We start from the raw sequence: 20,333 nt of genomic DNA on the forward strand, positions 1-20,333 counted from the left end.
GGTAGACGAGCGCGGCGTCGATGTTGTCGATGCTCCCGCGCAGGCGGGCCAGCTCAGCGGGGATCGGGGTCGGCAGGTCGCTCACGGACGCGATCCTAGGCGGGAACCCCGGACGGTCAGGCGCTCTTCTCGCGGGGTGTGCGCTTCTCCTGCTCGGTGTCCCGAGGGATGAGCGTCGGGTTGACGTTCTCGAGCACCACCTCGCGCGTGATGACCACCCGGCCCACGTCGTCGCGGCTGGGCACCTCGAACATCACCTGCTGGAGGACCTCTTCCATGATGGCCCGCAGCCCGCGTGCCCCGGTCCCGCGCAGGAGGGCCTGGTCGGCGATCGAGGCCACGGCGTCCTCGTCGAACTCGAGCTCCACGCCGTCGATCTGGAACATCCGCTGGTACTGCTTGACCAGCGCGTTCTTGGGCTCCGTGAGGATCCGCACGAGCGCGTCCTGGTCGAGGCGGGAGACCGCGGCGACGACGGGCAGCCGCCCGATGAACTCGGGGATCAGTCCGTACTTCTGCAGGTCCTCGGGACGGACCTCCGCGAACAGGTCGCCCTCGTCCACCGAGTCCAGCAGCGGGGCGCCGAAGCCGACGACACGCTTGCGCGCACGGGCCGCGATGATGTCGTCGAGCCCCGAGAACGCGCCGGCCACGATGAACAGCACGTTCGTGGTGTCGATCTGGATGAACTCCTGGTGCGGGTGCTTGCGACCACCCTGCGGCGGGACCGAGGCCGTGGTGCCCTCGATGATCTTCAGCAGCGCCTGCTGGACGCCCTCGCCGGAGACGTCACGCGTGATCGACGGGTTCTCGCTCTTGCGGGCGATCTTGTCGATCTCGTCGATGTAGATGATCCCCGACTCGGCCTTCTTGACGTCGTAGTCGGCGGCCTGGATGAGCTTGAGCAGGATGTTCTCGACGTCCTCGCCGACGTAGCCCGCCTCGGTGAGGGCCGTGGCGTCCGCGATCGCGAAGGGGACGTTCAGCATGCGGGCCAGGGTCTGCGCGAGGTAGGTCTTGCCGGTGCCCGTGGGGCCGACCAGCAGGATGTTCGACTTCGCGATCTCGATGTGGTCGTCGGTCGTCGACGTGCGCGACTCACCGGCCTGGACCCGCTTGTAGTGGTTGTACACCGCGACCGCGAGGGCCCGCKTGGCCGACTCCTGGCCGATGATGTACTGCTCGAGGAAGTCGAAGATCTCCTTCGGCTTGGGCAGCTCGACCAGGCCGACCTCGGTGGCCTCGGCCAGCTCTTCCTCGATGATCTCGTTGCAGAGCTCGATGCACTCGTCGCAGATGTAGACGCCCGGGCCCGCGATCAGCTTCTTGACCTGCTTCTGCGACTTGCCGCAGAAGGAACACTTGAGGAGATCGGCTCCGTCCCCGATACGAGCCACGTCGATCCCCTTCCTCGTGTCGCCCTCCGCCCGTCGGGCGGTGCGTCGTACGTGCGTCGCCCCGCGAGGCGCGCGTCCTCCCCCATTGCACACCACCGGGGCCGGGATGTCAGCCGAACACACGGCACGCGTCAGCACCGGTTGTCACGGGTGTCACCCGTCGCCCAGCAGCGGAGCCGGGTCCGCAGGCAGCGGACCCGACGATCCCGTACTCCAGCGCCTGCTGGGCCGTGAGGATCTTGTCGCGCTCGATGTCCTTGCGGACCAGCTCGATGTCACGCCCCGTGTGGTGCGCGATGGTCAGCTCGAGCCACTCGCGCATCCGGATCAGCTCGTTGGCGTGGATCTCGATGTCGGACGCCTGCGCGTAGCCGCCACCCTCCATCGCGGGCTGGTGGATGAGCACGCGCGCGTTGGGCAGGGCCAGGCGCTTGCCGGGCGAGCCCGCCGCGAGCAGCACGGCCGCCGCCGAGGCAGCCTGCCCGAGGCAGACCGTCTGGATGTGCGGCTTGATGTACTGCATCGTGTCGTAGATCGCCGTGAGCGCCGTGAACGAGCCGCCGGGCGAGTTGATGTACAGGATGATGTCGCGGTCCGGGTCGGTGCTCTCCAGCACCAGCAGCTGGGCCATGACGTCGTCGGCCGAGGCGTCGTCMACCTGCACGCCGAGGAAGATGATGCGSTCCTCGAACAGCTTGKTGTACGGGTCCTGGCGCTTGAAGCCGTAGGCCGTGCGCTCCTCGAACTGCGGCAGCACGTAGCGGGCGGCGGGCGACGACGGTGCGAGACCGCCGGGGCCGGCCAGCATGCCCGCGCGCGCCATGAACTGGGATTCCATGCTCATGAGCTTCTCCTCAAGATGAAGGGGTCAGAGGGAGGCCGGCCGTCAGGCCGTGCCGCCACCACCGGCGACGGTGGCAGCCCTCTCGACGACGTGGTCGACGAAGCCGTASTCGAGGGCYTCSKGCGCSGTGAACCAGCGGTCGCGGTCGGCGTCGGCGTTGATCTGGTCGACGCTCTTGCCGGTCTGCGCCGCGGTGAGCTCGGCGAGCACGGTCTTCATGTGGAGGATCAGCTGGGCGTTGATCCGCACGTCGGTCGCGGTGCCGCCGATGCCGCCCGAGGGCTGGTGCATCATCACGCGCGCGTGCGGCAGGGCGTAGCGCTTGCCCTGGGCGCCCGACGAGAGCAGGAACTGGCCCATCGAGGCCGCCATGCCCATCGCGATCGTCGCGACGTCCGGCTGGATGTACTGCATGGTGTCGTAGATCGCCATGCCCGCGGTGATCGAGCCACCGGGCGAGTTGATGTACAGCCAGATGTCCTTGTCGGGGTCCTCCGCGGCCAGCAGCATCATCTGCGCGCAGATGGCGTTGGCGTTCTCGTCGCGCACCTCGGAGCCGAGCCAGATGATGCGCTCGCGGAGCAGTCGGTTGTAGATGGAGTCATTGAGGCCGAAGGCCGGGCCGTCCGCCCTGGCCATCATCGGCACTAGCTCGTTCACGAAGGCTCCCTCATCTGACGGTGACGTCTGTCCTGCACCGCGCGGTCCTCCCCTGTCGGGGACCCGTGCGATGCAGTGACCCTAACGCGCAGCGGCACCCGTCCATGGCCCCGCACCGAGCGTTTTCGCTGACGGCAGAGCCTGGCCCCGCGGACCCGGGAGAAGACCGAAGGCCCCGCACCGGGCATCGGTGCGGGGCCTTCAGGAGAGAGGCGTCAGGCCTTCGTGTCCTCGGCGGTCTCGACGTCGTCGAACTCGTCGAAGGCCGCGATGTCGGCGGCGGCGTCTGACGGGGCCGAGGAGGTCGCGGCGACGTCCGCTGCGTCCTCCTCGTCGGACCCGATGAACTCCGAGAGGTCCACGGCCTGGCCGGAGCCGTCGGTGACGGCGACGCGGCGCAGCGCGACGGCGAGCGCCTTCGAGCGGGCGACCTCGGCGACCATCGTCGGGATCTGGCCCTGCTGGTCGATGGTCTGGATGAAGGTGTTCGGGTCCATGCCGTACTGGCGCGACGCGTTCACCAGGTAGTCGAGCAGCTCGTTCTGGCTGACCTTGATCTCCAGCTGCTCGGCCAAGGTGTCCAGGAGGATCTGGTTGCGCAGCGCCGTGGTGGCCTGCTCGCCGACCTCGGCGCGGTGCTCGTCGTCCTCGAGCCGGCCCTCGCCCTCGAGGTGACGGTGCACCTCGGCCTCGACGACGCCCGACGGGACGGGGATCTCGGTGGCGGCGAGCAGCTGCTCGAGCAGCAGGTCACGGGCCTGCACGGCCTGGTTGGACGCCTTGATGCTCGACGCCTGCGTGCGCAGGTCCGCGGTCAGCTCCTCGAGCGTGTCGAACTCGCTGGCCAGCTGGGCGAAGTCGTCGTCGGCGTCGGGCAGCTGCCGCTCCTTGACCGTGGTGGCGGTGACGCTCACCTGGGCGGTCTCGCCGGCGTGCTCGCCGCCCGCGAGGGCCGTCTCGAACGTGGTGGTCTCGCCGCCCGACAGGCCCGTGAGCGCCTCGTCGAGGCCCTCGAGCATGTTGCCCGAGCCGATCTGGTAGCTGACGCCGGACACGGTGTCGACCGGCTCGTCGCCGATGGTGGCGGTGAGGTCGATGACGACGAAGTCGCCCTCGGCCGCGGGGCGGTCCACGCCGACCAGGGTGCCGAAGCGCTCGCGCAGGGCGTCCAGGCGGGCGGCGACGTCCTCGTCGGAGACCTCGACGTCGTCGACCGTGACGGCGATGCCGTCGAGCGCCGGGACCGTGATCTCGGGGCGCACCTCGACCTCGGCGGTGAAGTGCAGCTCACCCTCCTCGCCGGCGGGCGCGGCGGTCAGGCCGGGGATCTTGGTGACCTCGACCTCGGGCTGGCCCAGCGGGCGCAGCTTGTTCTCGCGGACGGCCTCGGCGTAGAAGCCGGACAGGCCCTCGTTGATCGCGTGCTCGAGGACGGCGGGGCGGCCGACGCGCTGGTCGATGATGCGCGGCGGCACCTTGCCCTTGCGGAAGCCCGGGACGACGACGTCCTGAGCGATGTGCTCGTACGCGTGCTCGATGCTCGGCTTGAGCTCGTCGTAGGTCACCTCGACGGTCAGCTTGACCTTGGTGGGCTCCAGGGTCTCGACGGCGCTCTTCACTTCGATGGTCTCCAACTGATCGGGGCGGGCGCCGGCGACTCCGGCGATCTCCGGTGCTTCGGGCCGCGCGCCGTCGCACGCCCGAGAACGGGCCGACGACCGCACGCTGGCGACCCTCGACCTTACGCCACGGCGGGCGGCGCTCCCAAGCCGAGAGGCTGTGGGACCGCCCACGCCCGTCGCCCCGTCATCGAGCGAGACCCGCGACCTCCGTGATGACGGACACCGCACGCCCGACGCCGTCGTGCTCCGCGTACTCGGCGGCGAGCTCGCCGGCCCGCCGCGCGAACGACGGGTTGTCCAGCAACCGGCGCACACCGTCGCGGACGGCCTCGGACGTCGTCGCGTCCGTGACCCTGTCGGTCGGGAGCGCGAGGCCGACGCCGGACCACACCACCCGCGCACCCACCTCGGCCTTGTCCTCGGAGCGACCCGCGACGAGCACGGGCACCCCGGACGCGAGCGCCTGCTGGACGCCCCCGAACCCGCCGTTGGTGATCATCACGTCCACCATCGGCAGGAGTCGGTCGAACGGCACGAACGGGGTGGCCCGCACGTTCGCCGGGTAGCCCGCGGGCTCGGTGGTCGCGATCACCAGGACGTCCTCGTCGGCGAGGGCGTCGATGGCCGGCCAGAGCAGCCGCTCCGGGTCGGTGGCGACCGTCCCCTGCGTGACGAGGACGACCGGACGACCGGTGGCGCGCGCCTCGCGCACGTCGTCCCACCACTCGGGCGGTTCGAAGCGGTCGACACCCGCCGGCAGGAACGGTCCGACCAGCTCGACGTTCTCCGGCAGGTCACTGCGGGGGTACTCGAACGACGGCACCGAGGGGTGCAGCACCTGGGTGGCGGACGTCTGCACCCAGTCGAGGAAGAACCCGTCGGGCACCGGCAGGCCGGCGTCGGCGACCACGCGTTCCGCCGCCTTCTGCGAGTCCCGGAACAGCACCTTCTCGATGAACCAGCCGAGCGCCGCGTAGCGCAGGCCGTCGAACCCGGTCCGCGGCGGCTGCAGGCCCAGACCGAACGGGGCCGTGTCCTTGCTCGAGATCGCCAGCGGCGAGACGGAGAACAGGACGGAGGGCAGGTCGTACCGGCGCGCGGCGATCGCGCCCGCGACGAACCCGTTGTCCATGACGAGGACGTCGGGCCGCTCGGCGGCGACGATGCCGTCCAGGTCGGCCAGGAAACCCGGCACGGTGCCGACGAAGTGGTGCCGCACGTCCCACTGCAGCCGCTTGATGCCCGGCGCCGGTGCACCCTGCGCGACCGACCAGGCGTCGAACTCCGCGTCGTCGAGGTCGCGGCCCTGCACGATCGGTGCATGCTTCGCACCGGTCGCCAGGACCGCCTCGGCGAACTTGGTGCCCGTGTAGACGACGACCTCGTGCCCTTCGCCGACGAGCGCGCGGGCGAGCGGCAGCGCAGGGCGCACATGGCCGGTGACGGGGGTGAGGGTGAACAGGATCCTGCTCATGGGGGGATCTCCCAGGGGTGTCGGGGAAACAGTCCCTGAACAAGACCCTGGGCGATTCGCCCTGATACATCCCGGGCTCAGTCGCGGCGCAAGATCCTCGCGCGCAGGCGCTCGCGCCGGTCGGCGAAGCGGTTCCACACGGTCTTCTGGAAGACGAGCGTCAGCCACCCCGCGAGGGCCATGCCCACGATGTTGATGCCGAGCTGGAGCGCGCTGCCGCGGACCTCGACCAGCTGCCCGAACGCCAGGCCGAGCGCGACGTTGCCCGCGGCAGGCACGGTGGTCACCGAGATGAAGGCACCCGCGAGCCCACCGACCCGCGCCGACGTGAGCGACAGCACCCCCGCGGCCCCGGCGATGACCGCCACGATGAACGACCACTTGTCGGGCGTGTAGATGAACTCCGTGCCCGGCCGGGGAGCCGTGACCTGCTCGAGCGTCACCCAGCCGAGCTGCTTGGCCGCGAGCGCCGCCACGCACGTGAGGAGGATGGCGAGGAGGAACCCGACCACCAGGGTCCAGAGCGCCATCCGGAGCAGGTGGAACCGGCGGCGGACCAGCGCGATGCCGAGGGCGGCGATCGGCACGAACTCCGGCCCGAGCACCATCGCGCCGATGACCAGGATCTGCGAGTCGAGCACGATGGCGATGGCGGCGATGAGCGTCGCCAGGCTCATGAAGCTCAGGTACGTCCAGTTGAGCTCCGACTCCGCGTAGGCACGCCGCGTGACGTCGATCCACACCACGGCGTCCGCGCTGCTGCCGGGGGCGAGCCGTTCGGCGTCGTAGCCCGGCTGCGATACCCACGTGTCCACCGGCTCGATCGTGAGCGTGCCCTCGCGCTGCACGCCGAGCTCCAGGAGCTCGTCGCAGAGGTCGTTGGCCGCCTCCCTCGCGACGTCCGCGAGCACGACGTCGCCCTCAGGTCGCCGTGATGCACCGTCGAGGACCGCCAGGCTGCTCACCGCGGGCGCGCGCTCGAGCACGGCGACGACGCCGCTCGTGAGGTCCGCCGGGACCGAGATCCGCAGGTGCAGCACGGGGTCAGTGTCTCGTCGTCGGACGGGCAGACGTGGGAGCCGCTCCGGCCGGCTCGCTCTCGTGTGACTCTGTCGGGGTGGCGGGATTCGAACCCACGACCTTCCGCTCCCAAAGCGGACGCGCTACCAACCTGCGCCACACCCCGTGCGCACCCGACCGCGGCCCGGGCGGGCGAGGTGGGTGCACGAGACGCCCCTGCGCACCCGGTACCCTGGGTGCCGCGGTCGTGGCTCCCAGAGCCAGGACCTGTGCGGACGTAGCTCAATGGTAGAGCCCCAGTCTTCCAAACTGGCTACGCGGGTTCGATTCCCGTCGTCCGCTCCGCCCGCTGGCTCTGAGTCACGTCGCGTAGGACGCGACTCTCTCCTTCTTGATGCCCCTTTCAGCTCAGCTGAGACCAGACGTATGCGAACCACGCGATCGATACAGCTCCCGCGGTCACGTAGCGGGCGCGGTGCCCCGTCGAAGGCACGACTGCGAATGGCGCCCCGAGGGCGAGCGCCGATGCGGCAAGAGCAGCGCGGATGTGACGGGGTTCGCCGGGTGCGGAAGGCGCAGCGTGTGCGGTGCTCCGTCTGGACAACCACCTGGGGCCGACCGTCGGGGTTGCTCGAGCTCGGACAGAGCAGTCCGCCACGCGTGCGCGCCTGGTCCTCCGAGATGGAGGTCACGGGGCGCCAGCTGCCCGCGCTCGCTCGTACGCGCTGCTGCACGAGAGCCCTCGACGGAGCCGTTGACATTCCGGAACTAACGCGCGTAAGGTCGCCGCAAGCGAACACCCTAACGCGCGTTAGTCCTCAACCCGCTGCGCCCACGGATGCCGCTGACCAAGAGTCAATGTCGACAGGATTGGTGTGCCGTGGCTGGCGATGGATCAAAGGCAGTCCGTATGGGGGACATCGCCCAGCGGGTCGGGGTGTCCAGGACGGCGGTGTCGTTCGTCCTGAACAACCGCGACGACGGGAGCGTCTCGCCCGCGACTCGAGAGCGGATCCTGCGGGCCGCCGAAGAGCTCGGGTACCGGCCGCACGCCGCCGCCCGGGCGCTGGCCGCTCAGCGGTCCGGCCTGCTGGGGCTGGTGACGGAGATCGTGACCAGTCCGTTCGGGATGGAGACGGTGAAGGGAGCGCAGGACCGGTCGTGGAAGGAAGGGAAGTTCCTTCTCATCGCGGCGACCGACGGCAATCCCGGACTCGAGCACGCGGCGATCGAGAAGCTGCTGGAGCAGCGTGTCGAAGGGCTGATCTACGCCTCAGGCTTCCATCGCGAGGTCACGCTGCCGCCGATCGCCTTCGACGTGCCGACGGTTCTTGTCCACTGCTTCGACGCAGACGGTCGCCTGCCGTCGATCGTGCCCGACGAGGAGGGCGGAGGGCACAGCGCGACTCGTCACCTGATCGAGGCTGGTCACCGACGCATCGGATTCATCAACCTCGAGCCCGACACCACGGCAGCGCGGGGCCGGCTCGCCGGCTACCGCCGGGCCCTGGTCGACGCCGGTGTCGTGCCCGAGGACGACCTCGTGATGTCGGTCGACTCGTCGGCCGATGGCGGCTACGTGGCCGCCTGTGCCCTGCTGGACCTCCCTGACCGCCCCACGGCGATCTTCTGCGGCACCGACCGCATCGCCATGGGGGCGTACGACGCCATCAAGGAGCACGGGTTGTCCATCCCCTCCGACGTCGCCGTCGTCGGGTTCGACAACCAGGAGCTGATCGCCGCCTACCTGCGGCCGAAGCTCACCACAGTTGCGCTGCCCTTCCACGAGATGGGCACACGCGGCGTCGAGATGCTCGGCGCCGCTCTGGCAGCAGGGCCGCCGGTGACGATCGGCTGCCCGCTGGTCAAACGCTCGTCGGTCTGAGGTCCAGTCAGCCGATCGAGTCCATTCCCACACCCTTCGCTCGCAGCCCAGAAGCAGCAGAGAAGCAGCACAGAGATGGAGAGCAGCATGATGACACGACCGACAACGTCCCGACGGGTGCGCGCACTCGGCGCGCTCGCCCTTGCGGGCGCCCTCGCCCTGACGGGGTGCGCCGGAGGCGGTACATCCGGGGCACTCGACGGCACCCAGCTCCTGCAGATCCCCCGGGAAGACACGGCGACGTTCAGCCGCAACTTCAACCCGTTCTCGCCCAATGCCGCACCGATGACGCAGCAGGCGATCTACGAGTCCATGCTGGTCTTCAACCCCAACGACGGCACGACGACGCCGTGGCTCGCGACCGAGTGGACTCCCGCACCCGACGGGACGGGGATCACGTTCACCCTGCGCGATGGCGTCCAGTGGTCGGACGGGGAGCCCTTCACGGCTTCGGACGTCGCCTTCACGTTCGAGCTGCAGAAGGAGGTCGCCGGCGGCTTCGAGTACCTCGACACGGTCACGGCCGAGGACGACGACACGGTGACCTTCACGTTCACCACCCCCTTCGCCCCGGCCCTGTACGAGCTCGGCCGGCAGGTGATCGTGCCGGAGCACGTCTGGGAGAGCATCGACGACGCCGCTCTGGAGACGAACGAGACGCCGGTCGGCACCGGGCCGTACACGGAGGTCATCAGCTTCGAGAGCCAGGCCTTCAGCCTCGGGAAGAACCCGAACTACTGGCAGCCCGACAAGCAGAAGATCGAGGGGATCCAGATGCTGGCCTTCGCGGGCAACGACCCCGCGAACCTGGCGACCACCAACGGGGAGACGGACTGGGCCGACCAGTTCATCCCCGACATCGAGAACGCGTTCGTCGCCGACGACCCCGACAACCGGCACTTCTGGTTCCCCGCGACCGACAGCACGATCAACTGGCAGCTGAACACGACCAAGCCGCCCTTCGATGACGTGCAGGTCCGCAAGGCCCTGAGCATGGCGATCGACCGGGAGTCCATCACTGAGGTCGCGATGCAGGGCTACACCCACCCGTCTGACTGCACWGGGCTGTCCGACGGGTACGACGCCTGGCGCAACGAGTCCGTGGCGGGAAGCTGCGACTGGACCGATCGTGACGTCGACGGTGCCAACGCGATCCTCGACGAGGCCGGGTACACCCGCGGCGCCGACGGGATCCGGACGATGCCCGACGGCTCCCCCTTGGCGTTCGACATCTCCGTCGGAGCGACGTCGTCGGACTGGCTGTCGGCGGCGAACATCATCGACCAGAACCTCGACGACGTCGGCATCGACGCGACGGTGAACGCGCCGGACTGGTCCGCGGTGGTCGCCGGCTACGAGGACGGCAGCTTCGACACGRGAATCGTGTGGAGCAACATGGAGGCGACCCCGTACCAGTTCTTCCGCGGTGTGATGTCCACCGAGACGGCCAAGCCCGTCGGTGAGCAGGCAACGCAGAACTACCACCGGTTCGGCGTGCCCGAGGCAGACGCGCTCCTCACGCAGTTCGCCGGATCCACCGACGACGCGAGCCAGCAGCAGGCGATCGACGAGCTCCAGGTGCTCTTCGACGAGCTCGCACCGGTCGTCCCGCTGTTCCCCGGCCCCCGGTGGGGCGCGTACAACACGACGCGCTTCACGGGCTTCCCGACGGAGGACGACCCGTACGCGACCCTGTCGACCCGCGGCCCGACCACGGTCCTGGTGCTGACCACGCTCGAGCCGGTCGTCTCCGAGTAACCCTCGCCCGCCTTCTCCCGCAGCTGCACACCCGACGGCGCACGCGCTGTCCCGCGCAGGCGCCGTCGGGTGCGCCGCACAACACAACGGAGTGAATGCCATGCGATTCGTCGTCAGGCGCCTGGGCTTCTACCTGGTCGCGTTCTGGGTATCTGTCACCCTCAACTTCCTTCTCCCCCGCTTCATGCCCGGAGACCCGGTCTCCCGGATGCTCAGCCAGTCCCAGGGACGGATGAGCCCGGAGCAGGTCGACCAGATGCGCGTCCTGTTCGGGCTGGACGAGCGCCCGATCTGGCAGCAGTACCTCAGCTACTGGCAGAGCATCTTCACGGGCGACATGGGGGTCTCCATCTCCCGGTTCCCCACCCCGGTGACCGAGGTCATCGCCAGCCAGATCGGTTGGACGCTGCTGCTCGGCGGCACCGCGCTGATCATCGCCGTGGTGGTCGGGAACTCCCTAGGGATCCTCGCCGCCTGGCGGCGTGGGGGCGTGCTGGACTCGATCCTGCCGCCGGTCCTCGTCTTCATCGGCTCCTTCCCCTACTTCTGGCTCGCCATGGGTGCGCTGTACCTGTTCGGCGTCACGCTCGGCTGGTTCCCCCTGCGGCACGCCTACAGCGCGGGGATGACCCCGTCCTGGTCACCGGAGTTCATCGCCGACGTCGCCGCGCACCTCGTCCTGCCCGTCACGACGATCGTGCTGGTGTCCATCGGCGGCTGGATGCTCGGCATGCGGAACACCATGATCGCCACCAACTCCGAGGACTACATCGTCATGGCGGAGGCCAAGGGGCTGCGACCGTCGCGCGTCATGCTCCGGTACGGCGCCCGCAACGCGACCCTGCCCGCCACCACATCGTTCGGCATGGCCATCGGGTTCGTCGTCGGCGGCGCCCTGCTCACCGAGGTCGTCTTCGCCTACCCCGGCCTGGGGTACCAGCTCCTCGCGGCCGTCTCCGCCCTGGACTACCCGCTGATGCAGGGCATCTTCCTGACCATCACGGCCGCCGTCCTGGCCGCGAACTTCCTCGTCGACGTCGTCTACGTCCGCCTCGACCCGCGCGTGCGGGTCTCCTGAACCGGAAGGAGGAACACTCGTGTCTGCTACCGACCCTGCCGAGGTGCAGCTGCTCGTCGCCACCGATCACCGCGAGATCCTGAGCGGCCCCACCGAACCGGCGGCGCTCGACCGCCCTCCGCGACACCCGGTCCGTCAGGGCCTCGTGCACAGCCTCGTCGCCAACCGCAAGGCGCTGACCGGGATGATCATCCTCGCGCTCTTCGTCGCCGTGGCGCTGCTCGCCCCGCTCCTCGCCCCCGGCGACCCGTCGACCATCACCTCGCTCGGAGCGCAACCGCCCTCGGCGGAGCACCTGTTCGGCACCACCGCGAAGGGGCAGGATGTCCTGGCCCTGACCATGTGGGGGGCGCGCAGCTCTCTGCTCGTGGGGTTCGTCGTCGGCATCGCGGCCACGTTCATCGGACTGCTGGTGGGCCTGTCCTCGGCCTACTTCGGAGGCCGCGCCGACAACTCGCTGTCCCTGCTCACCAATGTCTTCCTCCTCATCCCGGGACTGCCGCTCCTGGTGATCCTGGCCGCGTTCCTGCCGACCGGGATGACCACGGTGATGCTCGTCCTGACGTTCACCGGCTGGGCCGGGTCGGCCCGGGTCCTGCGGTCCCAGGCGCTCTCCATCCGCGGGAAGGACTTCGTGGCCGCCGCGATCGTCACCGGCGAGCGTGCGGGCTGGATCATGTTCCGGGAGATCCTGCCCAACATGGCGTCGATCGTGATGATCACGCTGATCGGGTCGGTGATCTTCGGCATCGGCGCCCAGGCCGGCCTGGAGTTCCTCGGGCTCGGCGACGTCAGCGTGGTCAGCTGGGGCACCAACCTGTACTGGGCCAGCAACGACGGAGCCCTGATGTCCGGCACGTGGTGGGCCTTCGTGCCCTCGGGTGCGGCCATCGCCCTCGTGGCCTTCGCCCTGGCGCTCATCAACTACGGCGTCGACGAGGTCACCAACCCCCGGCTGCGATCCACCCGCCGGCGCAGGACCAGCCGCCGTGCGGCGCTCGGCTCGGCAACCCACCAGGAGGTGAACCGATGAGCACGCTCCCGTCGTCACGAGATGACGCGCCGGTCCTGGAGGTCTCGGACCTGTCCGTCGAGTATCACGGCGAGTACCGCACGGTGCGCGCCGTCGACCGGGTCAGCTTCCAGATCGGCAGAGGCGAGATCTTCGGGCTGGCCGGCGAGTCCGGCTGCGGCAAGAGCACCGCTGCCAACGCGATCATGCGGCTGCTGCGCCCGCCGGCCGTGATCACGGGTGGGTCCATCCGGTTCCGGGGACGAGACATCCTCACCCTGGACGCCGAGGAGCTGCGCGCGCTCCGGTGGCGGGAGGTCGCGATGGTGTTCCAGTCGGCCATGAACTCCCTCAACCCCGTCATGACCGTCGGTGACCAGATCGTCGACATCTTCACCACCCACGAGCGCCTGCCGAAGAGCAAGGCGCGGGCCCGGGCGGCGGAGCTGCTCGAGCTCGTGCGCATCGACCCGGCGCGCCTGCGGTCCTACCCGCACCAGCTGTCCGGGGGCATGCGCCAGCGCGTGGTCATCGCCATGGCGGTCGCCCTGCGGCCCCACCTGCTGATCATGGACGAGCCGACGACCGCGCTCGACGTCGTCGTCCAGCAGGAGATCATGGCGCAGATCGCCGAGCTGCAGAGAGAGCTCGGGTTCTCCGTCCTGTTCATCACCCACGACATGTCGCTGATGATCGAGCTGTCCCACCGGATGGCCGTCATGTACGCGGGCCGCTTCGTCGAGACGGCCGACGCGAAGACCATGTTCGCCAACCCGCTCCACCCTTACACCCGCGCGCTCATCAGCGCGTTCCCGCCGCTGACCGGACCCGTCGCCCCCCTGGTGGGCCTGGGAGAGGGAGTGCGGTTCACCGACATCCCTGACCTGCGCGAGGAACAGCCCGGCCACTGGGTCGCACCCGTGCCGGTGGGCACCGTCATCGATGGAGGACGATCATGAGCATCTCAGCGCCGGCGACTGGTACCCGTGCGGACACCGAGGCGGTGCCGGACGCCGTGATCCGCCTGCGAGGACTCAGTGTCGACTTCCCGGTCGGAGGCCTCTTCTCGCGCACGGTCGTGCGTGCGCTCCGCTCGGTCGACCTGGACCTCGAGCGCGGGGAGATCCTGGCACTGGTGGGTGAGTCGGGCAGCGGCAAGAGCACGATCGCGCGCTGCATCGCCCGGCTGGAGCGGCCGACCGCGGGACAGATCTTCGTCGACGGCGTCGACGTGCTCCGCAGCGAGCCGAGACGCGCGTCCCGGGAGTTCCGCAGGAAGGTGCAGATGATCTTCCAGGATCCCTTCGGCTCCCTGAATCCGGCCCACCGGGTCCAGCAGTTCCTCGAGCGGGCTGCCCGGCTGCACGGCCGGGCCAAGGGAGCCGACCAGATGCGGGAGCTCGTCGCGGAGCTGATGGCGACGGTCGACCTGCCTGTGGACATGCTGGACTCGCGCGCGTTCGAGCTCTCCGGCGGCCAGCGTCAGCGTGTCTCCATCGCCCGCGCGCTCGCCATGGACCCCGAGGTGATCCTCGCCGACGAGCCCACGTCCATGCTCGACGTGTCGGTCCGGATCGGCGTCCTCAACCTCATGCGCCGACTGCGTGACGAGCGCGGCATCTCGATGCTCTTCATCACGCACGACCTGGCCTCGGCGCGGTATGTCGCGGACAGGACGACGGTCATGTTCGCCGGAGAGCTCGTCGAGAGCGGCGCGTCCACGGCCCTCATGGCCCGGCCGGCTCACCCGTACACCCAGCTGCTGCTGTCCGCCGTGCCAGACCCGTTGCGGGCCGGCAGCTACGACCCCGACGAACGGGCGAGGCTGCGCGCCGCGGTGCTCGACTCGGAGTCCTGTCCTTTCGACGGGGACCCGAACCAGGTCTGCAGCCGAACCGAACCCGTCCGGCATGACGTCGGGCCGGCAGCGGACCGGCACTGGGTCCGCTGCCACCTGTACCGGCCCGCCGCGGACGTCGCCTCGCGTGCCCTGGCCGTGGACACGGTCGAGGGGTAGTCACCGACGCCGCCGCCCGCCGATCCGCTCGCCGCCGAACCTCTAGGACTTCTCGTGAACCCGATCCCCACCGTGCCCACGGCCGACGTCGCCCCGCCCGCGCCGGCCGCCACCCCGCACCTGCGGCCRTCCGCCCACTTCACCGCCCAAGAGACCTGGCTCAACGACCCCAACGGGCTGCTCCACCACGCCGGCGTCTACCACCTGTTCTTCCAGAACAACCCCGAGGGCAACGTCTGGGGCCCGATGTCCTGGGGGCACGCCACCTCCACCGACCTGGTCACGTGGTCGGAGCATGACGTGGCCATCGCGCACACACCCGAGGAGAACGTGTTCTCGGGCAGCGCCGTCGCCGACGTGCGCAACACCGCCGGCTTCGCCGGACCCGGCCAGACAGCGCTCGTCGCCATCTACACCAGCGCGTACACCAGCGCGTCACGCCGTCCGGGAGTCCAGGCCCAGTCCCTGGCGTACAGCCTGGACGACGGGGTCACGTGGACCCGATACGCAGGCAACCCCGTGCTGGACACCGGGTCCTCGGACTTCCGCGACCCGAAGGTGTTCTGGCATGGCGGCGACGACGGACGCTGGATCATGGTCGCGGTCGAAGCCCAGGACCGCCAGGTCGTCATCTACAGCTCGCCGAACCTCCTCGACTGGACCCTGGAGTCGCGCTTCGGGCCCGCCCATGCCGTGGGGGGCATGTGGGAGTGCCCTGACCTGTTCCCCCTCGAGGTCCGCGGCACCGGCGAGACCAGGTGGGTCCTGGTGGTCAGCCTGAACCCTGGCGCCGTCGCCGGCGGGTCCGGGACCCAGTACTTCGTCGGGAACTTCGACGGCTCGACCTTCGTCCCGGACCGACTGTCGGACTCCCCTCGCCTTGCCGACTACGACTGGCTGGACTACGGGCGCGACTACTACGCGGCCGTCTCGTTCAACGACGCTCCGGAAGGCCGGCGGCTGATGATCGGCTGGGCGAGCAACTGGGACTACGCCAACGACACCCCCACCCACCCGTGGCGGTCCGCGATGTCTCTCGTCCGCGAGCTCGAGCTGGTCCGGTGCTCGGACGGAGCCCTGCGCGTCACACAGGAGCCACAGCTCCCCACGGACGCGACCCGTCTCCAGGTCTWCGACGTCCAGGTGCCGTCGGGGCCGGGAGACCGCACCGACGTCGTTCTCGGATCCGACGATCCCCACGGCGGCAGGGTCACCATCACCGTCGACGGGGACGCACGCACCATCACGTGCGACCGGAGCCGCAGCGGCGCCGTCGACTTCCATCCCGCTTTCTCGTCGGCCGACACCGCCCCGCTGCTCAGCGACGAAACCCCCACCCACCTCAAGATCGTCGTCGACGCCAGCATCCTCGAGGTCTACGTCGACGAGGGACTCGTCACGCTCACCCAGCAAGTCTTCCCCCACGTGCCACTGACCACCGTGATGCTGGAACCGTCGTCACCCAGCTGAAGCATCGGTCGGGCCGGGATGGCGACGTCCACGTCAGGCGTCCGGCCCACCCGAGGATCGCCGGACGTCTCTCTCCTCGACGGCCCCGGAGATCGTGATGCAGCGACACCTCTCGACGCAGACCCAGGAGCAGCATGCCGTCGCCTTCCCCCACCCGTCGCTACCTCGTCATCGGCGAGGCCGTGGCTGACGTCGTCCACCCGCTGTCCGGCCCTGCCTCCACCCACCCCGGGGGAAGCCCCGCGAACGTCGCCTTCGGCCTGGCCCAGCTCGGGGCCGAGGTGTCCTTGATGACCCAGCTCGGCGACGACGACCACGGCCGCCTCATCCGTGCTCACCTCGCCGGAGCCGGTGTACAAGTCCTCGCCGTGCCGGACCCAGCGGCGAGCGGTACCGCTACGCCGTTCGCAGTGGCGTACCTGGACCACACCGGCGCAGCGACGTACACGTTCGACATCAGCTGGACATTGCCGCAGGTAGACCCGCCCTGGACGCCGCTGCACGTCCACACAGGATCCATCGCTGCCCTGATGGCTCCTGGCGCCAGCTCCGTCCGAGCACTGGTCGAAGGCATGCGTGGCCGGTCGAGCATCAGCTTCGATCCCAACATCCGTCCCGCCCTCGTGCCCGACCACGACGAAGCAGCCGCCCGCGTCGAACAGATGGTGGAGCTGAGTGACGTGGTCAAGGCCAGCGACGAGGACATCGCCTACCTCTACCCCGGATCCGATCCGGTGCAGATCGCCCAGGACTGGGTGCATCGTGGACCGGCGGTGGTCGTGGTGACCCTCGGCAGAGAAGGGTCCTGGTGCGCCACCCGGGACGGCGTGGTGCACATCGAGCCGACCGTCGTCACGGTGGTGGACACCGTCGGCGCAGGTGACGCCTTCATGTCCGCCCTGATCGACGGGCTCGGTCGGGAGCAGCTGCTGGGAGCCGCGGGCCGCCCAGGACTGTCCGCCAACCGCAACCACGCCGTCCAGCTCGCAGCGCGCCGAGCATCCCGAGCGGCCGCGATCACAGTCTCCCGCCCGGGCGCCGCGCCACCCCGCCTCCACGAGCTCGACGAGGCCGAGTCCGGCGCCCCGTAGACCGGACGCACGCAGACCCGACAAAGCGCCGGACAGGATGGGCTCTGTTCCCGAGCCAGCCGAGAGCCTTCGGTGCAAGTGCTGATCGTTCATAGGTCTGGCCCACGCTGGTTTCCAGCGCGCATCCAGTCCTGACGAGCTGACCGGCGAAGCGCTGTCTTCCACACTGGCTACTCGGGTTCGATTCCCGTCGTCCGCTCTCACATCGTGCCGGGTCACATGACCCCTGTCGGCGCCTCAGGATGCGCCGGGTGATCAGGGCTGCACTCGGGCCCGACCGACCCCGACCCGTGGTCGACCAGAAGCACCCGCGTGTCCGCCACCCCGTCGACACGCTCGGCATCGCCCTCGCCCCCGGCGTCCCCACGTGACACCGCACAGAAGGCGCCCTCTGGAGGCTTGACCCTGACGCGGCGTCAACCCTGCACGCTGGATCACACGGTGCAGGACGGAACGGAGACGCCATGATCAGCACGACCTCGACCCCGAGCTGGACCGGCATGGTGCCGGTCGACGACACCGCTCTGGCCGTCACCGACTCAGGTGGCTCCGGGACGCCGGTGATCTACCTCAACGGCCAGTTCGCGACCCAGGGCTACTGGCGGCGGGTCGTCGCCGAGCTCGGGCCGGACTGGCGGCACATCACGTACGACGAGCGTGCCCGTGGTCGCAGGTCCGGACGTTCGGCGGACTACTCGTTCGCGGCCGCCGTCCGCGATGTCGATGCCGTGCTCGACGCTCGAGGTGTCGACCGAGCGCTGGTGGTCGGGTGGTCGTACGGCGCCTTCGTCGCAGCACACTGGGCGAGCCGCAACCCGCACCGGACGATCGGCGCTGTGCTGGTCGACGGAGCACAGCCGAACGACTGGCTCACGGAGGAGATGGAGCACGGGATCCGAACGGTCTTCCGTCGCCTGCAGTGGCTGATGGTGCCACTTCGCGTCACGGGCCTCACGCCGCGAATGACCGCCCTGGAGATGGCCGAGTGCAACATCGACGTCGGCAGGCTCGCGCGTGAACGCGAGCTCGGTCCGGTGATGGACAGGATCACCGTGCCGACCCGGTATGTCCTCGCATCCGGAACGTCGTTCGGCAGCAAGGGCGATGGGCAGGAGAAGATCCGCGCCAGCGTCCCCGCAGTGGCCGAACGCAACCCGAACATCACGATCCACGCCAAGGTCGCGAGCACTCACGGCGCGATCCTCCGCAAGGACTTCCGCGCGATCGCCGAGGCGGTCCGCGGCGTCGCCGGTTGAGGCAGTCTGGAGCCCATGCTCACGATCGGCCAGCTGGCGTCCTACGCCGGGGTGACGGTGCGAACGGTCCGGCACTAWCACCAGATCGGCCTGCTCGCCGAGCCCGAACGCGACCACTCCGGCTACCGCAGCTACGACGCAGCCGCCGTCGTGCGGCTGATCCGGATCCGCGTGCTGGCCGATGCGGGCGTGCCCCTCGCTCGAGTGCAGGAGCTCCTCGTCGCCGGCCCGGACGAGTTCGCCCGAGCAGTCGAGGAGCTCGACAAGGCCCTGCGCGCCGACATCCGTCGCCTCCAGAGCAACCGCAAGCGGATCGCGAAGCTCGCCGCCGGCGATCACCTGGCTCTTCCCCAGATCGTCCTGGACTACCTGGACCGGCTGCGCGGGCTCGGCGTCGGCGAGGCCTACATCGAGCTCGAACGGGACGCGTGGATCATGCTCGCCCCGCAGATTCCGCTCGACCTCGAGGCCGTGATCGCCGACAAGAACCGGCAGCTGGACGAGGACCCGGCCATGACCCGGCTCTATCGCCTCCTCGGCTCCGTGTCGGAGTGGTCCGCCGACGATCCGCGAGTCGTCGAGCTCGCCGACATCGTCGAGGACCTCCGTATCCGGGCCGTTCAGAGCGGTGCGGTGGAGATCGGCGACGCCGATGCGTCGGACCCTTTCGCCTCCCTGCTGGACGCGACCATGGCCGAGTCCACGCCGGTCGCCCGACGGCTGCTGGCGATCCTCGAGCAACGCGGCTGGCGTGGCTGGACGCAGCTCGAACGAGTCCCCGAAGGGCGGATCCCCCGCGATCGCTGAGACCCCACCGCCTCACTAGAACCCCTCGAGCGATCACGAATCAGATAGACCGCGCAACAGGCTCGGCCCCATGGCGTTGTTCGACTCCCGACGTCCGCTCGCAGGGTGGATCCGGATCCGGACCCGATCTGATGACGCCCGGGTCGTGCGGCTCGTACGCTCCGATCGTGGATGCCGCCACCGCCGCCGCACTGCTCGAGATCGCCGAGGACGCGCGCGCACGCTCCCGGAAGCAGGATCCGGCCGCGAACCAGCCGGTAGAGGAGCGCTACCCGGAGATGCTCGAGGCCCTCGACTGGCACCTGGCCGGGGGGCAGCCGGAGGCGGCGTACCGCCTGGCGTCGGCGCTCGTGCCGTTCTGGATCTCGACGTCGCGGATCGACGACGGTGACAGATGGTTCGAGCGGGCCCTGGGGACGGGCGCCGGCGACGAGTCAGCGCGTGCGAGGGCGCTCTACGACCACGGCTACCTCGTCTTCTGGGCGGGTCGGTACCAGCTGGCGGACCAGCGGTTCACCACCTCCCTTGCCTCGGCGGAGGCGGTCGGTGACCGCTCGCTCCAGGCCCTCGTCCTCGCCGGGTCGGCCCGCGTGGCGCTGAACACCGACGCGGACGACGCCGTACGCCTGCTGCGTCAGGCGCTGGCGGTCACCGACGGACTTCCCGACAGCGACCCAGGGCGGTCCAGCAGCCTGCACGTGCTGGGCGTGGCGTTGCAGATGTCCGGCGACCTGGAGGCGGCGCGAGAGGTGATGTCGGCGCGGCTCTCGATGGGTCGGTCCTCGGGTGACGAGTTCGTCGTCTGGTCGGAGTCGGCGAACCTCAGCATGGTCGAGCGCCGGCTCGGCAACCTGGAACGCGCTGAGGAGCTCGCCCTCGAGGCACTGCGGATCAGCGCTGCACGCGGCGCGGAGATGTCGATCGCCTGGACCCTCAACGGCC

At 69.7% G+C, this 20,333-nt stretch carries 17 protein-coding genes and 2 tRNA genes; 12 read left to right on the forward strand and 7 right to left on the reverse strand.

Annotation, left to right across the window (positions count from 1 at the left end):
- Positions 1–116: 116 nt before the first annotated feature.
- The 7 genes from clpX to AC1DUQ_RS07860 all read right to left on the reverse strand — a co-directional run bounded on the left by clpX (position 117) and on the right by AC1DUQ_RS07860 (position 7,183).
- Positions 117–1,397 carry an ATP-dependent Clp protease ATP-binding subunit ClpX gene (clpX, locus tag AC1DUQ_RS07830; protein WP_477073604.1) on the reverse strand — a complete coding sequence of 427 codons (1,281 nt, stop codon included), beginning with the start codon at positions 1,395–1,397 and terminating at the stop codon, positions 117–119.
- A gap of 109 nt (positions 1,398–1,506) precedes the next feature.
- The gene (locus tag AC1DUQ_RS07835; protein ID WP_477073605.1) at positions 1,507–2,241 is read right to left on the reverse strand and encodes an ATP-dependent Clp protease proteolytic subunit; all 735 of its coding nucleotides are present in this window, start codon (positions 2,239–2,241) and stop codon (positions 1,507–1,509) included.
- Positions 2,242–2,283: 42 nt separating this feature from the next.
- Positions 2,284–2,901: an ATP-dependent Clp protease proteolytic subunit gene (locus AC1DUQ_RS07840; RefSeq protein ID WP_477073606.1), complete on the reverse strand. Its 618-nt coding sequence runs from the start codon at positions 2,899–2,901 to the stop codon at positions 2,284–2,286.
- A 215-nt stretch (positions 2,902–3,116) separates the two neighbouring features.
- Positions 3,117–4,520: a trigger factor gene (gene tig / locus AC1DUQ_RS07845; protein WP_477062683.1), complete on the reverse strand. Its 1,404-nt coding sequence runs from the start codon at positions 4,518–4,520 to the stop codon at positions 3,117–3,119.
- Between the two features lie 187 nt (positions 4,521–4,707).
- On the reverse strand, positions 4,708–5,997 hold the full coding sequence (locus tag AC1DUQ_RS07850; RefSeq protein WP_477062684.1) for a nucleotide disphospho-sugar-binding domain-containing protein: 1,290 nt from the start codon (positions 5,995–5,997) through the stop codon (positions 4,708–4,710).
- 77 nt (positions 5,998–6,074) lie between these two features.
- Complete coding sequence (locus tag AC1DUQ_RS07855) at positions 6,075–7,037, reverse strand: DUF389 domain-containing protein (protein ID WP_477062685.1); 963 nt, start codon at positions 7,035–7,037, stop codon at positions 6,075–6,077.
- A gap of 72 nt (positions 7,038–7,109) precedes the next feature.
- Positions 7,110–7,183, reverse strand: a tRNA-Pro gene (locus AC1DUQ_RS07860).
- 105 nt (positions 7,184–7,288) lie between these two features.
- On the opposite strand from AC1DUQ_RS07860, the gene AC1DUQ_RS07865 reads away from it, so the two are divergent.
- The 12 genes from AC1DUQ_RS07865 to AC1DUQ_RS07920 form a co-directional block, all read left to right on the forward strand.
- Positions 7,289–7,359 (forward strand) — tRNA-Gly (locus AC1DUQ_RS07865).
- A 568-nt stretch (positions 7,360–7,927) separates the two neighbouring features.
- Positions 7,928–8,902: a LacI family DNA-binding transcriptional regulator gene (locus AC1DUQ_RS07870; RefSeq protein ID WP_477073607.1), complete on the forward strand. Its 975-nt coding sequence runs from the start codon at positions 7,928–7,930 to the stop codon at positions 8,900–8,902.
- Between the two features lie 90 nt (positions 8,903–8,992).
- A complete protein-coding gene (locus AC1DUQ_RS07875) occupies positions 8,993–10,660 on the forward strand; it encodes an ABC transporter substrate-binding protein (RefSeq protein WP_477073608.1) in 1,668 nt (555 codons plus the stop codon).
- 100 nt (positions 10,661–10,760) lie between these two features.
- Positions 10,761–11,738 (forward strand): ABC transporter permease, encoded by a 978-nt coding sequence (locus AC1DUQ_RS07880; RefSeq protein ID WP_477062688.1) that lies wholly within the window; start codon positions 10,761–10,763, stop codon positions 11,736–11,738.
- Positions 11,739–11,757: 19 nt separating this feature from the next.
- Positions 11,758–12,771, forward strand: coding sequence for an ABC transporter permease (locus AC1DUQ_RS07885; RefSeq protein ID WP_477062689.1), 1,014 nt, complete (start codon positions 11,758–11,760; stop codon positions 12,769–12,771).
- Positions 12,768–13,709, forward strand: a complete 942-nt coding sequence (locus AC1DUQ_RS07890) for an ABC transporter ATP-binding protein (protein ID WP_477062690.1) — start codon at positions 12,768–12,770, stop codon at positions 13,707–13,709. Before AC1DUQ_RS07885 ends, AC1DUQ_RS07890 begins: the two co-directional genes overlap by 4 nt.
- The gene (locus tag AC1DUQ_RS07895; RefSeq protein ID WP_477062691.1) at positions 13,706–14,767 is read left to right on the forward strand and encodes an ATP-binding cassette domain-containing protein; all 1,062 of its coding nucleotides are present in this window, start codon (positions 13,706–13,708) and stop codon (positions 14,765–14,767) included. The genes AC1DUQ_RS07890 and AC1DUQ_RS07895 overlap by 4 nt, the downstream gene beginning before the upstream one ends.
- Positions 14,768–14,821: 54 nt before the next feature.
- Positions 14,822–16,237, forward strand: coding sequence for a glycoside hydrolase family 32 protein (locus AC1DUQ_RS07900; RefSeq protein ID WP_477073609.1), 1,416 nt, complete (start codon positions 14,822–14,824; stop codon positions 16,235–16,237).
- A gap of 134 nt (positions 16,238–16,371) precedes the next feature.
- Entirely contained in the window at positions 16,372–17,328 is a 957-nt protein-coding gene (locus tag AC1DUQ_RS07905; RefSeq protein ID WP_477062693.1) for a carbohydrate kinase family protein, read from the forward strand.
- Between the two features lie 464 nt (positions 17,329–17,792).
- Complete coding sequence (locus AC1DUQ_RS07910) at positions 17,793–18,584, forward strand: alpha/beta fold hydrolase (RefSeq protein WP_477062694.1); 792 nt, start codon at positions 17,793–17,795, stop codon at positions 18,582–18,584.
- Positions 18,585–18,599: 15 nt separating this feature from the next.
- The gene (locus AC1DUQ_RS07915; protein WP_477073610.1) at positions 18,600–19,391 is read left to right on the forward strand and encodes a MerR family transcriptional regulator; all 792 of its coding nucleotides are present in this window, start codon (positions 18,600–18,602) and stop codon (positions 19,389–19,391) included.
- Positions 19,392–19,558: 167 nt separating this feature from the next.
- The coding region (locus tag AC1DUQ_RS07920; RefSeq protein ID WP_477073611.1) for a hypothetical protein at positions 19,559–20,333 on the forward strand (775 nt) is incomplete at its 3' end.

It is taken from the genome of Cellulomonas sp. P4_B5_2 (assembly GCF_056402235.1).